12 protein-coding genes are annotated in these 14,705 nt (G+C 48.7%); 4 read left to right on the top strand and 8 right to left on the bottom strand.

From position 1 onward, the window contains the following. Nucleotides 1-41 precede the first annotated feature (41 nt). From C2M24_RS04700 to C2M24_RS04715, 4 genes are all read right to left on the bottom strand, one after another. On the bottom strand, nt 42-542 hold the full coding sequence (locus C2M24_RS04700; RefSeq protein WP_105213468.1) for a DUF2489 domain-containing protein: 501 nt from the start codon (nt 540-542) through the stop codon (nt 42-44). Next, nucleotides 539-1,114: a Der GTPase-activating protein YihI gene (gene yihI, locus C2M24_RS04705; RefSeq protein WP_105213469.1), complete on the bottom strand. Its 576-nt coding sequence runs from the start codon at nt 1,112-1,114 to the stop codon at nt 539-541. The genes C2M24_RS04700 and yihI overlap by 4 nt, the downstream gene beginning before the upstream one ends. Nucleotides 1,115-1,122: 8 nt before the next feature. Then, a complete protein-coding gene (locus C2M24_RS04710; RefSeq protein ID WP_105199324.1) occupies nt 1,123-1,779 on the bottom strand; it encodes a class I SAM-dependent methyltransferase in 657 nt (218 codons plus the stop codon). A gap of 539 nt (nt 1,780-2,318) precedes the next feature. Continuing rightward, a complete protein-coding gene (locus tag C2M24_RS04715) occupies nt 2,319-2,951 on the bottom strand; it encodes a c-type cytochrome (protein ID WP_105199323.1) in 633 nt (210 codons plus the stop codon). Nucleotides 2,952-3,206: 255 nt separating this feature from the next. On the opposite strand from C2M24_RS04715, the gene yihA reads away from it, so the two are divergent. Continuing rightward, nucleotides 3,207-3,854 carry a ribosome biogenesis GTP-binding protein YihA/YsxC gene (yihA, locus tag C2M24_RS04720; protein WP_105199322.1) on the top strand — a complete coding sequence of 216 codons (648 nt, stop codon included), beginning with the start codon at nt 3,207-3,209 and terminating at the stop codon, nt 3,852-3,854. Here yihA and C2M24_RS04725 read toward each other — a convergent pair. From C2M24_RS04725 to polA, 3 genes are all read right to left on the bottom strand, one after another. Beyond that, the gene (locus C2M24_RS04725) at nt 3,812-4,369 is read right to left on the bottom strand and encodes a DUF1285 domain-containing protein (protein ID WP_105213470.1); all 558 of its coding nucleotides are present in this window, start codon (nt 4,367-4,369) and stop codon (nt 3,812-3,814) included. The two genes, yihA and C2M24_RS04725, sit on opposite strands and share 43 nt — an antisense overlap. Then, nucleotides 4,356-4,943 (bottom strand): YceI family protein, encoded by a 588-nt coding sequence (locus C2M24_RS04730; RefSeq protein WP_105213471.1) that lies wholly within the window; start codon nt 4,941-4,943, stop codon nt 4,356-4,358. The genes C2M24_RS04725 and C2M24_RS04730 overlap by 14 nt, the downstream gene beginning before the upstream one ends. A 439-nt stretch (nt 4,944-5,382) precedes the next feature. Then, on the bottom strand, nt 5,383-8,115 hold the full coding sequence (gene polA / locus C2M24_RS04735; RefSeq protein WP_105213472.1) for a DNA polymerase I: 2,733 nt from the start codon (nt 8,113-8,115) through the stop codon (nt 5,383-5,385). Nucleotides 8,116-8,694: 579 nt separating this feature from the next. On the opposite strand from polA, the gene elbB reads away from it, so the two are divergent. The 3 genes from elbB (at nt 8,695) to C2M24_RS04750 (ending at nt 12,607) form a co-directional block, all read left to right on the top strand. Beyond that, complete coding sequence (elbB, locus tag C2M24_RS04740; protein WP_105213473.1) at nt 8,695-9,345, top strand: isoprenoid biosynthesis glyoxalase ElbB; 651 nt, start codon at nt 8,695-8,697, stop codon at nt 9,343-9,345. A 177-nt stretch (nt 9,346-9,522) separates the two neighbouring features. Continuing rightward, complete coding sequence (locus C2M24_RS04745; RefSeq protein WP_105199317.1) at nt 9,523-9,915, top strand: c-type cytochrome; 393 nt, start codon at nt 9,523-9,525, stop codon at nt 9,913-9,915. A 124-nt stretch (nt 9,916-10,039) separates the two neighbouring features. Continuing rightward, on the top strand, nt 10,040-12,607 hold the full coding sequence (locus C2M24_RS04750) for a diguanylate cyclase domain-containing protein (RefSeq protein ID WP_105213511.1): 2,568 nt from the start codon (nt 10,040-10,042) through the stop codon (nt 12,605-12,607). On the opposite strand, the gene rep is transcribed toward C2M24_RS04750, so the two are convergent. After that, entirely contained in the window at nt 12,579-14,591 is a 2,013-nt protein-coding gene (gene rep / locus C2M24_RS04755; RefSeq protein WP_105213474.1) for a DNA helicase Rep, read from the bottom strand. The two genes, C2M24_RS04750 and rep, sit on opposite strands and share 29 nt — an antisense overlap. Between the last annotated feature and the right edge of the window lie 114 nt (nt 14,592-14,705).

Consider the following 14,705-nt stretch of genomic DNA (forward strand, 5'->3'; position numbering starts at 1 on the left):
GCTTTTTTTGTGAACATGCTTGCCATGTATGGCACAAATAGCTACATAAATACGTGTTTGCTATTTGGGTCTGCATCAAAATGCATGACCAGCTTTTCGCTGTCGGCCAGGATCTGCTCTTCAAGCTCCTGCTCTTTACGCCAGCGGGCACTGTCCTGCTTAAAAATTTCCTTTTTCGAGTACTTCTTGCGGGCCTCATGAGTCGGCAAGTCTTTCACCGCCTCATACATGGCAAACACACCCGGATATTCCTCTTCCAGGTTAGCTTCCTGCGCCTTGCTGTGTTGGCTCATCAACACCCATACTCGCAAGCAACCCTCTGAGTATTCGCACTGCCCCTCTTTCATCGCCCTGGCGATCAGGTTAATGCTATCGCTCAGTTTGGCGTTACGGGCGGCACGTTTTTTTGCGTATTCGGCCTGTTGTTTTGCCAAGCGCTGATTTTGCTCACGCACCTGCCACAATAAGCGACCGGCATAAAAAGCCAGGGCGGCAATGATCAAGGCGCCAAAAATTAGAGCTATGATCCAGGGGCCACTCATTTTTCGTCCTCGTCATCAAGCCATTCATTGGCCAGAGAGTCATTCATATAGTCATCAAGCAAGTCTTCATCATCCTCGAAGTCGTCATCATCCAAACCGAGGATTTCACATAGCTGCTGATGACGCTCAACCTTGGCATTAAAGTACTTAGCATCTTTACCTTGCAGGATCTCGCCATTGTCGTGACGGTCGATCAAGGCCAACAGACGCTCATCGGACTCTAACTGCTCCAATTCTTGTTCAGGCGTCAACTCCGGCTCTTTGTAGGTGCTAAGTACCGCTTGTGGTTTCAGATCTTTACGTACCTGCGGCTTTTGCGGTTGCGCCGTCGCGACCTCAGGGGTCAGGCTTACCGGCTTTTTACTGCCAACGCGATTATCACCGCTGGCACTGCCCTTGGCCTCTGTGGTTTCCACCTTCAGTAGCTGGGAGTTACGGTTACCCGCCTGGGCACCCTTGGTCTTTTTCTTGGCGCGCAGCTCTTTTAGCGCACGAAGCTCTCTTAATTTGTCTTTACTTAAGCGCGCGGTGCCATTATTAATGACTTTGCGTGACTTTTTCTTTCTGGTCATAGCATTCTCTAGCTTGCGGGCTTTGTTAAAAAGATGACATCGGCCGCGATAAATTCAAGGGTTAATCCAAAACGCTCAGCAATATAAGCAAAGGTTTCTTTGCTATAAAAGGCAATGTGCGTTGGATCATTTTTGTAATGCCAGGTAGCAAAGCGTTGTACATCGATCACCAATTTTGTCATTAACGCTAACGTCCCACCTGGGCGTAATAATTCTAGCCACAAGTGCAACTGCTGCTGCGGTTGTGCTAGGTGCTCGATCACTTCGGTACTACAAACGAAGTCATAGCGAGCCTGTAATACCTCTTGTTGAGGCTGGTAGTACAGATCATATAAGGCCACTGTGTGCCCCTGCTCTCGCAGCATGCTTGCCAATAGTGGCGCCGGGCCACAGCCAAAATCCAAACCTGAACTGGCCGTCGACAAACGCTCATTTAAGGGCGTAAAGATCCGTGTCAGAAAGCGGCGATAACCTTCATCATTGAGGTCATTCTCGTGCTGATCATAAATGGCTTTTTCATCCGCTGCGCTGAGGTGCTGAGGTGCAGCCACAAACACTAAGGCGCAACTGGCACATTGCCAATAGTCGCGTACTTTATCTTGATGATAATGGCTGATTTGCGCACTGTTGCACAAGGGGCAGGAGATCGCTTTCATGGTGCGCATTGTAACAGGACAAATAAAAAGGCGGTAGAGCAAAACTCTACCGCCGGATAACTCGAGCGCCAACTACTAATTGGACACTTCTCCCTTCGACTTTTATCAGTCTGTATTTATTATTTTTATTATTATTACTTTCCGTATTGTTGTTATTTTTCTTCCGTGTGGTGTTTTATTTTTCTCGGTCTTCCTAACGCTTTCTACTTCTTCCTTGTGGTGCATCTATTGATGCTCCCCTAGCGCACTAGCTTGTCGCGCTTCCTATGCTCTGATCCCTGTTGTAATTCTTTGTTGCGACAGCAGATAATTTACTGACTCATAAATTAGTTACAACTAATTTATAACTTTTTTATTAAAAAACACTAATTCAGTTATAGCTAACACTAGCTTTTTCATTAGGTTAGCATCACCCGAACATTAAATTTGAGTAATAGCTCACATGCATATATGGTCAATGTCCTACAGGAAAGTAGGAAATATCCCTAGGTTAGACTACCCACAAAAAAAGCAGCTAATGCTGCTTTTTTTAAATACTTAACCAATGCTTAGTGAAGGCCACCAAGATATTTAGAAAGTACTTCAATATCTTTGTCCGTTAGCTTCATAGCGATATCACGCATCATGCCGTTGTGATCATTACCACGAACGCCGCTGCGGAATTTTTCTAACTGGCTCTTGATGTACTCAGGGTGCTGGAATGACACCTTAGGGAAACCTGCCAGTGAGGTACCGTTACCACGAGGACCATGGCAAGCTGCACAAGCTGGAATACCACGCTCGGCATCACCGGCCTTGTAAAGCTGTTGACCAACGGCTACTACGTCTTCAGGAGTCGAGCCTTCAGACATATGTAAAGATGAGAAGTAAGCAGCCAAGTCTTTCATGTCCTGATCGCTTAGCGGCATAGCCATACCGCTCATAACAGGATCCATACGACCCTCTTTGCCCCCAGAGGTCATGCCTACTTTGAATTCTTTCAATTGCTTGTAGATGTACTCGGCATGCTGACCCGCAATCTTGGGGTACATAGTGACAGGCGCGTTACCATCTGGGCCGTGACAAGCAGCACAAGTTGCCGATTTGTCTTTACCAGCGTTAATATCGCCATCGAATGCTGCCGCGTTGTTTGCACTCAACACACCAACCAGCATAGTTAAAGATAAAACTAATTTCTTCATGGTAAATTCTCTGTTCCAGACCCTGTATTCAAATACAATCGTTTCGATGCAATGGCATTATTCTACACGATAAAAATTTCTCTGGCACGTTTTCTACCCATATTAAACTTATAAAAAGCGGGGTTTTAAGGAAAAAAAGTGATGCAAACCAGATTTAAATCAATTTATCCTGCGCTTGTAGAGCCTTTAGGTTCACCCCAATCTGATATAAAATAGCCTTTAGATCAGTTTCGAGCCCCCACTTCAGGAGTCAATGTGGCAAAATCACGTGTCAATTACACCCAAGCGCAATTCATTACCAGCGCTCCGGATATCACTAAGTTACCGGAAGATACTGGTATTGAAATCGCTTTTGCTGGGCGTTCTAACGCAGGTAAATCTAGCTCGCTCAATACCCTGACCGAGCAAAAATTGGCGCGTACCAGTAAAACTCCCGGCCGTACTCAGTTAATCAATGCCTTTGCCTTAGGCGAAGATCAGCGTTTGATCGACTTGCCCGGTTATGGTTTTGCCAAGGTACCGCTGGAAATGAAAAAGAAGTGGCAAAAATCTTTGGGTGAGTACCTGCAAAAACGCCAAAGCCTTAAGGGCCTGGTGGTACTGATGGATATTCGCCACCCGTTAAAAGATTTGGACAGACAGCTTATTGAGTGGGCCAGCGGCAGCGGTATTCCGGTGTTGGCACTGCTTACCAAGGCCGATAAATTCAAACAAGGCAAGCGCAACTCAGAAGTACTTAAGGTACGCCGAGAGCTTGCCGAGGTGTCTGAATTAATCAAGGTGCATGCCTTTTCATCCCTTAAAGGCACAGGCCTGAACGAACTACAAAAACAGCTCGACGAGTGGTTTTTGGGCCCGGTTCAGGTTAATCCGCCGAGCGAAAACGAAGCCGCTCCGGAATAAAGCATAAACTCCTGCTGCGTGGTCTCAATCAATTCCTGAGCCCACGCATAAAATACCGCCCGCGAAATCTTCGCCTCAACATTATGAGGCAACTGCAAATAAGGCACTTGCTGGCCTTGGACATCCTGATGCAACACCAAGGGATGCGTTTCTCCAACAATAAATTCACGGCCTATATTATCGCGGCAGATCAGCAGCGGATGATGTGTGTCATGCTCGGGCAACTCTTGCAGGCGCCAATCAACAATCAACAAAGGCGCATCGGCTACGCTGATGGCCATTTTCTCAACCGGCGTTTTTAGGTAATACTGATCCTGCTCACGACACAGCACCTTGGCAAAAAGTTGTACCAGGGGCAAACGCTTAATCGCACTGCCTTGATGGTGCCAAATGCCGTCGGCGCTGATATGAATATCAATGGCGCCGCAATGCTGCGGCTGCCACTGCTCCATCGGCGCGCTTTGCTGTTCGATCAAGCGCGACAAGGAAGCTAAGGGGTCGTTATTTTGACTCATTCAGGGTCAGCACAAAGGAGACCGGCACGGCGCGGGTAATGGATTTCAGCCCGGCCACTTTTTGCAACTCGTCAATGCCCGAGGTCAGGGCAAAATCAGCAGGCTTTACCAATACAGGTGCCATTGAACTTACCTGGATATTGTTGTTTTTATCCAAGCTGGCCAACAGATCGATATTAACGGTTTGCGTTTTCCCGTGCAGGCTGACGGTCGCATCCAAGTTGGCTTGCGCGCTACCTTGTTGCTTAAGCTTGGCCAAAAGCGCTTTAACATCCGCCTGCAAAGTTAATGCAGGAAATTCTACGGTGTTAAATAACATCTTCTGCATGCGCTCGTTGCGAATAGGGATCTGCGTTTCCACGCTGGCCAGATCGATAGTTAAATTAAACTGACCGGCGTCGCTCAACACCCCGGAAATCTGCTTAAAGTAATGATTTTCTGCTATTTGGTTATTCTTAACGGAAACAAAATTCACACGGCTTTGGTCATTGGCCACCTGCCAATCAGCATGAGCCTGAGCACCAGCAAATAAAGCAGTGGTAACCAAAAGTGTACGAGTAATAGAATTAAACATAACGCAGTTCCTTAATTAGCGGGATGAACCCTGAGTGTAATTCAGTTAACGGCGAAAGTTAATATAGGAAGAAAAAGCCGGCTTACCAAATAGCAAGCCGGATATAGCAATCTGGGGAGAAGCTATCAATACGCTGTACCATCGCTAAGCGAGTGGCACATCATCAACAGGATGTCCTACAGGATGAGGACGCGCGGACTTTAACAAATCACCCCCCATAAATAAACGCCCCAGCAGCCATTACATGCATATTTAATTCCGTATAAACCAAAAAAAACCAAATATTATACAATTTTACAAAAGGTTAACTATTGGAAAGTTTTTTCAATTAATTTGCACAGATACCCGGCCACAGCCGATTAAGTGAGGTTAAGTGAGGTTAAGTGGGCGGACAGAGGCAGAAAGAATAAGGGGAGCCTCTGCTCCCCTTTGATTTTAATTAATGTGCTTGTTGCCAGTTATCACCGCTGTCGGCTTCGGCAATCAAGGGCACATCCAGCTTGGCAGCGGCGGCCATTAGGTTACAGATCTGCTCGGTGTAGGCCGGCACATCCTGCTCCTTGATTTCAAACACCAGTTCATCGTGTACCTGCATCAGTATCTTAATGCTGTCCTTGGGTTGTTCTTTTAACCACTGATGCACGCTGATCATGGCTTTTTTTATGATATCGGCGGCGGTTCCCTGCATAGGCGCATTAATTGCGGCACGCTCAGCGGCCTTACGACGCGCTCCGTTACGGGCATTGATCTCAGGCAGATGCAGACGACGACCAAAGAGGGTTTCCACATAGCCTTTTTCGGCGGCGCTTTCGCGGGTGCGCTCCATATACTCTAAAACGCCGGGGAAGCGTTCAAAGTACTTATCCATATAATGCTGAGCTTCGTGGCGCGGAATATCCAACTGACGGGCTAAACCAAATGCCGACATACCGTAGATCAAACCGAAGTTAACGGCCTTGGCCTTACGACGCATATCGCTGGTCACCTCATCAAGCGGCACGGAGAAAACCTCGCTGGCGGTGGCGCTGTGCACATCCAGCCCCTCGGCAAAGGCACTAAGCAGGCCTTTATCCTGAGACAGGTGCGCCATAATGCGCAGCTCGATTTGCGAGTAGTCGGCAGCGACTATCTTATAACCTGGGCTGGCGACAAAGGCTTCACGGATACGTCGACCTTCTTCCGAACGAATAGGAATATTTTGCAAGTTAGGGTCCGTCGAACTTAAACGCCCTGTAGCCGTAACTGCTTGGTGATACGAGGTATGCACCCGCTTAGTTTTCTCATTGACCATCAGCGGCAGCTTATCCGTGTAGGTGGACTTAAGCTTAGATAAACCGCGATGTTCGATGATCACTTTAGGCAACGGATAATCGTGCGCCAACTCCTGCAACACCTCTTCGGCGGTTGACGGCGCGCCCTTCGGGGTTTTCTTAATAATCGGCAGCTCAAGCTTTTCGAATAAGATGGCCTGGAGCTGCTTGGGTGAGCCAAGGTTAAACTCCTCACCGGCCATATCATAGGCTTCTTTTTCCAGCTCTTGTAAACGCTCACCTAAGCGCTGCGAGTGCTGAGCCAGCATCTGCGAGTCGATCACCACGCCGGTGCGTTCTATATCGGAAAGCACTTCAACCAGGGGCAATTCAATATCGCAGAACACCGACTTTAACTTGTCGTCGGCGGCGACCTTAGGCCATAAATGCTGGTGCAAACGCAGGGTAATATCTGCGTCTTCAGCGGCATAAGGGGCGGCATTCTCCAACTCGATTTGATTAAAGGTCAGCTGCTTTTTACCCTTGCCGGCAATGTCTTCAAAGCTGATATTCTTGTGGCCCAGATATTTTAGCGCCAGCGAGTCCATATCATGGCGGGTACCAACGCTGTTAAATACATAAGACTCAAGCATGGTATCGAAGGCGATGCCGTTAAATTCAATGCCGGCATTGGCTAGTATGCTCTTATCATATTTAAGATTTTGCCCGACCTTGGGCTTATTTTTGTCGCTTAGGATCGGTCCCAGCTTGGCCAGGATCAGTTCTAACGGCAATTGCTCCGGCGCTCCCGGATAGTCATGGGTTATGGGTAAATAGGCAGCCTCGCCCACTTCCACGGCAAAGCTCATACCCACTAACTGCGCCTGCATATAGTCCACACTTGTGGTTTCGGTATCAAAGGCGATCAGCTCGGCATCTTGTAACTTCTTCACCCAGGTATCCAGCTGCGCTTCGGTCAAGATGGTTTCATAATGGGCGTCTGCTTTTGGTACTTCCTGCACCTCGGTAGGAGCGTCCAGGTGAGTGTCTGTGTCCGTGCCCTTATCCAGCAATTCACCAAGCCAACGGCGGAATTCACATTCGCCATAAAGCCTAATCAGTGCATCCGTATCCGGTGCAAGCAACTTAAGCTGCTCTAAGTCTTCTTCCACCTCCACATCAAGCTTGATGGTCGCCAGCTCGTAGCTCAATGGCAGTTGGCCAACGGCATTACGTAACTTTTCACCAATTTTGCCTTTGATCTCATCGGCGTGCTCAATAACCCCTTGCAGGGAGTCGAATTGATCCAACCACTTCACCGCGGTTTTCGGACCACAACCTTCAACACCCGGAATGTTATCAACCTTATCTCCCATCAGCGCCAGGTAATCGATAATGCGCTCAGGGCCAACACCGAACTTCTCTTTCACCGAGTCGGGATCGGAAATACTGTTGGTCATGGTGTTGATCAGGGTGACATGCTCGTTCACCAACTGCGCCATGTCTTTATCACCGGTTGAGATCAACACGTGGCGTTTTTGTTCGCTGGCGATGCGCGCATAGGTGCCGATCACATCATCGGCCTCTACACCTTCAATGCTGATCAGCGGAAAACCCATGGCACGGATAATATCGTGCAAGGGGGCAATCTGGCTGCGCAGATCATCTGGCATAGGCGGACGATGCGCCTTGTATTCGCTGTACATATCGTTGCGGAAGGTTTTGCCCTTGGCATCAAACACCACCACCATGTGCGATGGGTCGTATTGCTTCACCAGACTTTTCAGCATGTTCACCACACCATAGATGGCACCTGTGGCTTCGCCTTTGGAGTTGGTTAAATGCGGTGGCGCATGATAGGCACGAAATAAATAGGAGGAACCGTCAACTAAGATAAGCGGATTTTCAGGGATTTGCGCCATTTTTCAGCACTCAATTAGGGTAATTGCTAATGGCTAAAGGATGCCATAAGGCGACTAAGAAAACGAGCAGCAAAATGGTGCAAACCGTCTTTACGCTGAGTTTTAAGATCTGATCTTGGCCTATTTATTATCTATATGCTGGCCGCCCCCCTAAATGATCGGGGCAAAGCCGCTTAGCAAGCGCCTGAGAAATGCACTATTAGGGCGCAGTTGCACCATGATAAGCTGTGGATAACTTTGTAGATAAAAAGCACGAGAAAATATCCGAAGTCATAAAACTGACATCAGATTAAATTTAACTTTTTGTTTTTTAACGAAAAAAAGAAGAAACTCCGTATCTTATTTTCTTATTATTTTTTATATCCATTGTGGAAACCGGTTATTTGTGGGTCGTTTTTAGAGTAACCCTTCTAAATAACCAGCTAAGCATTCTAGCATAATGGATCAAAGATCCCAGCGATCCTTTATAACTTTTTTCTCATAAGCTATCGTTCATAAAGCATAAATGAGCATTGACGGGAGCTGGCTTAGCTGGCTACCTTACTGTTTTAGTTATTTTTCAGTTAGGAATTCAAAGTTATGACCAAGGTAGCGATCATCCTTAGCGGCTGTGGTGTATTTGATGGGGCCGAAATTCATGAGTCGGTATTAACCCTGCTTTATCTCGATCAAGCCGGAGCCCAGTACCAGTGCTTTGCTCCCAATATCAACCAACATCATGTGCTTAACCACCTAACCGGCGAAGAGCAAGCGCAAACCCGTAACGTGCTTGAAGAAGCGGCGCGTATTGCCCGCGGTGAGATCCTGGATCTAAAAGAACTGAATGTCGATGACTACGATGCCCTGGTGGTGCCCGGCGGCTTTGGCGCCGCAAAAAATCTCTGCGACTTCGCCTTAAAAGGCGTAAACAGCAGCCTTAATAGCGATGTTGAGCGTGTGTGTAAGGCCTTCGCCGAACAGCATAAACCCGCCGCCTACTTATGCATTGCCCCGGCGCTTATCGCCCACATCTACCCCCAGGGTACCAAGGCGACCATAGGTAATGATGCCGATACTGCCGCCGCCCTAACGGCACTCGGCGCCGAACATGTAGCATGCAGTGTTGATAACATAGTGGTTGATGAGCAGGCCAAGGTGGTGTCCACTCCGGCTTATATGTTGGCGGGATCCATTAAAGAAGCGGCCAGCGGCATTGAAAAGGCAATCAACAAGTTGCTTAGCCTGATTTAATCGCTGAGCAAAAAACAAGCAATGGCAAGTTAAAATTTGCGCTAAAGCATAAAATGCCTACTTTTTAACACATTAATAAAGGCTAGGCATTTTATAAATTGTTTGGCGAGGTTATACTTTGCCGATATTTCGTCACCCGGTCACTTTGACCGTTAGCATCCGAATGAGCAAAGAAACATGAAGAAACTATCTGCCGCATTGTTATTGTTATCCACCGCTGTATACGCACAGCCTCAAGACAACGCTATGACCGAAGAAGCGATCAAGAAACGTCTTCAGCCAATTGGCGAGGTTTACCTAGCTGGTCAAACTGCTGCCGTTGATACCGCACCTGCCGGTCCTCGCAGTGGTGAACAAGTGTATCAGGCTTCATGTTTCGCGTGTCACGGCTCGGGCGCACTAGGTGCACCGAAAACAGCGGCCGATTGGGAGCCTCGTCTAGCTAAGGGTGCCGACACTCTGCTTAACCATGCCATCAACGGTTTTAACGCCATGCCACCTCGCGGTACTTGCATGGATTGTTCTGATGATGAGATCCAAGCCGCTATCGATTTTATGACTAAGCAGTAAGCGCTTAGCACCTAACATCTTGTTTAAAGGGAGGCTTTGCCTCCCTTTTTGTTATCTGACTTCCTTGACCTAGGTTACAAAAGGTGAAATATTCAACGGTTAAGATTTGGTCAAAAACCTAGTGATGCGTTCAGTGGATGAGTGTTCAGTAAATAAGTTGCGCAAGCAAAACAAGCGCCTAAAGGAACTGCTGCAAAAATATAAGCATCAGCATCATTTGCAGTATGCACTTATTGGCCTATCTGAGCAGGCCAGCACTCATCCGGATCTTAATTCCTTTTACCCAGCCATTCGGCAGCTCCTGGCCGATTATGTTCCCAGTAAGAACTTCTATGTGGTGTTGCAAAACCCCATTTCAGGGTTACTTGAGCTCTCCTATTTTGTCGATCAAAAAGATGCTCCGTCGCATCCGGAACTTACCGAGCAGCATTTTGAGCAAAGCCTCACCGGCTATGTGTTTCGCTCCCAGGCTACGGCGTACTTTAATCGTGCCACCATGGCAGCGGCGGCGGCAGAAGGTAAATTTAACTTACATGGCACCCGCTCCGAGCACTGGTTAGGTGTGCCCATATATCAAGACACCCAGGTGATTGGTGTCATGGTGTCGCAAAGTTACGAGCAAGAGCTTAGCTATAGTAAGGAACAAATAGAGCTATTCGAGGTGATTGCCCTGTATCTGGCCACCGCCATAGAGCGGGTAAAAAAGCGCGAGCTCTTAGAGCGTCAAGTGGAGCAGCGCACCCTGGCGCTCACACAAAGCAATCACGCCCTCAATGAAGAAATAACCCAGCGTAAAAAAGCGCTGGAGCGCCAACAAACCCTGTTTCAAATTGCCGAGCTGGCCACACAGGCGATCAATATAGATGATGTGTATTACCAGGTGCATCAAATAATGAAGAGCATCACCTATGCCCAAAACCTCTATATCGCCCTCTATGATAACAACAAAAACTGGCTGACCTTTCCCTACGCCGTCGATGAAAGCGACCCTGATTTTAGCCCTCGCGCCTTTGCCAAAGGCTACAGTGAGTTAGTGCTTACCAGTAAAAAATGCCAGTTGATCAGCCGTGAACGTGGCGATCAACTCTGTAAGCAAGGCCTGGTTGAACCCACCCGCGCTCTCACCAGCACAGGGCGCTGCACCAGCTGGCTGGGTGCACCACTAAAAACCGCGCAGGGAGTTATTGGCTTGATCGTCTGTCAGGCCTACAACAATAAATATGAGTTTGTGCAAGAAGATGTTGAGCTGATCGGCTATGTTTCCAATCAGATTGCCAACGTTTTGCAAAACCAGCTATCGCAACAGGCCTTAAGGCTAAGTCACCAGCAATTGGAGCTGCGCGTGGCCGAAAAAACCAAGGAGTTGCGCCAGGCTAATATCCATCTGCAATTGCAAATAGACGAACGCCGTAAAATAGAGCAGCAGCTGTATCATGACGCTCATCATGATGCCCTCACCAGGCTGCCCAATCGCAGCCTCTTTATCGCCCAGCTCGAACGCACCATGGCGCATTCTCAGCACCTACCCGAGCAGAATTTTGCCGTGCTTTTTATCGATCTCGATAAGTTTAAAGAGATCAATGATCAACTCGGGCACCAGTTTGGCGATCAGTTCCTGATAGCCGTGGCCACCAAACTAAAGCAATGCGTACGTGAGCACGATTTGATCGCCCGTTTGGGCGGCGATGAATTTGTTGTCTTACTGTCGCGCTTGCAAGACAGACAACAGGCTGAGGATGTAGCCAAGCGTATTATCGCGGTGATGCAACAGCCTTTTTGCTATCAAGGCAGCTGTATTCAGGGTGGCGCCAGTATCGGCATTACCTATAGCGATGCCGGGTATAGCGATATAGATGAGGTGATCCGCGACGCCGATGCCGCCATGTATTATGCCAAACAAAGTGGTAAAGGGCGCTTTGAGTTTTATCATCCCCTGCTCAATTACGCCGAGGTGCAAGCGCACGGCCAAAGCGAACACCATTTAATGGACTTACACACCCATTTTCAAAGCAGTCAGGTGCTTGATGCCGAGCAGCAACCAATCTGCCACTTGCTCAGCGCCTACGGCGAACATCCGGTGCTCGGCAGCACCAGTTTTGAGCAACTTAAGCGCTTTAGCAGCGACAGCTATATGCTCGCCAAGGTAGAACTCAAGTTACTGCAATATGGTTTTGCCGAGCATAATAACCAGGGCTTAACCCTGCTTAAGTGCTCAACGGTGTTACTTGAAGATGAGCATTTCAAGAGTTTGTATTCTTGGATCAGTCAACTCGATAATATCGAGCATTTATGCCTGTTGTTTGATGAGCCGGAATTGAGTTGTGCCAGTGCCAAGCAACTGCACAATCTTGATGCTTTAAGCCAAAGCGGTGTGTATATCGGCCTGAATAACTTTGCCCAGGAGGGCTGCGAGCTTGGGTTGCTGGCGCAATTCCCCTATTACTGCGTGTTACTGAGCAACAACTTTAGTCGCCGCCTGTTACCAGAGCCAAACTATGCGCTTATGCTGCAAGGCATACTGGCGCTGACCAAAGAGGCGAACTGTAAACTGATGACCAAAAGCCCGGGCTCTCAGGCCGAGCGCGATAAACTGGAGCGCCTGGGCATTGAATACTTTATCGGCCAACGCTCACCACTGACACAGCAAAGGCCGTTAAGTCAGTTTACTTCTTTAACATCGCCCGTAAGTTAGCGACCCGCGCCTGCCCTTGCTGCATACGCTGCTCCTGGTTTTGCGGCGGCTTTCGCGCCTCAAAGGCAAGATCCTGCTGCGGCAATTCCTCAACAAAGCGACTGATCTCCGGGGTGATCACCTCACCGAATTGGCGACGATTTTTGGCATAGGTCATCACCAATTCCTGCTGCGCTCGGGTAATACCCACATAGGCTAAGCGGCGTTCTTCTTCAACATTATCCTCATCGATACTGCTTTGATGCGGCAATAAGCCCTCTTCCATGCCCACCATAAACACATAAGGGAACTCCAACCCCTTGGAGGCATGCAGGGTCAGCAATTGCACCGCATCGCTGTCGTCCTCTTCCTCATTACGCTCCATCATATCGCGCAGCGCCAGCTTGGTGACCACCTCGGGCAAAGTTAAAGGCTCATTATCGGCATCGCCGGTAAGCATATCTGTGATCCAGCGATACAGCTCGGAGACGTTCTTCATACGCATCTCGGCGGCCTTGGCACTGGTCGAGGTTTCGTACAAATAGGCTTCGTAGTTTATCTGGCGCACCAGATCCTTGACCGCCTCCAGGGTGTCGCTGCGCTGGGCATTATCGGCCAGCTCCACCACCCAGCGGGCAAAGCCCATCAAGGCATTAAAGCCACGCCCCTGTAAACGCCCAGCCAGCTCGGGCTCAAAACAGGCGGCAAACAAGCTAATGTGCTTTTCATTGGCCAAGCTACCCAACTTTTCCAAGGTCACCGGGCCGATTTCCCGTTTCGGTGTATTGACGATACGCAAAAACGCATTGTCATCATCCTGATTCACCAGCAGGCGCAGATAGGCCATCATGTCCTTGATTTCCGCACGGGCGAAAAACGACATGCCGCCGCTGATCTTGTAGGGAATACGGTTGCTCATCAGCGCCTTTTCAAATAACCGGGCCTGGTGGTTACCGCGATACAGGATGGCGTAATCCTTGTAATTAGTGCGCTTGGTAAACTTATGGGAGATGATCTCTGCCACCACCCGCTCTGCCTCATGTTCCTCATCCCGGGTGGCGATAACCTTGATCTCCTCGCCATAATTGAGCTCACTAAAGAGTTTTTTATCAAAGACATGAGGGTTATTGGCGATCAGTATATTGGCCGCTTTAAGGATGCGTCCGGCACTGCGGTAGTTTTGTTCCAGCTTGATCAGACGCAAGCCAGGAAAGTCCTTACTGAGCAGCACCAGGTTTTGTGGTTTGGCACCACGCCAGGAATAAATGGATTGGTCGTCGTCGCCTACCACGGTAAAGCGAGCGCGCTGCCCCACCAAGAGTTTTACCAACTGATATTGGCTGGTGTTAGTATCCTGATATTCATCCACCAGCAGATAACGAAACCGGTTTTGCCAGCGCTCACGCACCTCGGCATTGGAGCCCAGCAACAGGGTTGGGATCATAATAAGATCGTCAAAGTCCATGGCATTATAGGCGCGCAACTGGGTTTGATAGCGGGCATAGAGCTGAGCAAACTGCGCCTTTTGCGGCTCCCGCGCCATGGCAATGGCCTGCGGCGGCAGGATCAGCTCGTTTTTCCAATCGCCAATCTGCATTTTCAGCAGATTGAGTAAATCTTTATCCCCTTGCAATTCATCGGCGGTCAGCTCATTAAGCAGCTGATTGGTATCCTGATCATCAAACAGGGAAAAGCCCGCCTTAAAGCCTAAGGTCTTCAGCTCTTTTTTAATGATCTCCAAACCCAAGGTATGAAAGGTCGATACCCACAAACCCTTGGCCTCTTGCTTGCCCAAGGTTTGCGCCACCCGCTCACGCATTTCCCGCGCCGCCTTGTTGGTAAAGGTCACCGCAGCAATATTTCGCGCCTGATACTGACAGTTTTGCACCAGGTGGGCGATTTTATTGGTAATAACCCGGGTTTTACCCGAGCCGGCGCCGGCCAACACCAGGCAGGGTCCGCTAATGTACTTTACCGCTTCATTTTGCTGGGGATTGAGCTTCATAAACACTAATTTAAATCACATGGGACCGGCTATTTTAGCCTATCTGGGAGCGCGATACAGCCATGATAGGCAGGGCTTGGGAAATTAGTTACACTTAGGGCAGATAAAGATAGG

Source organism: Pseudoalteromonas sp. T1lg22 (assembly GCF_002964645.1).
Lineage (GTDB): Bacteria > Pseudomonadota > Gammaproteobacteria > Enterobacterales > Alteromonadaceae > Pseudoalteromonas.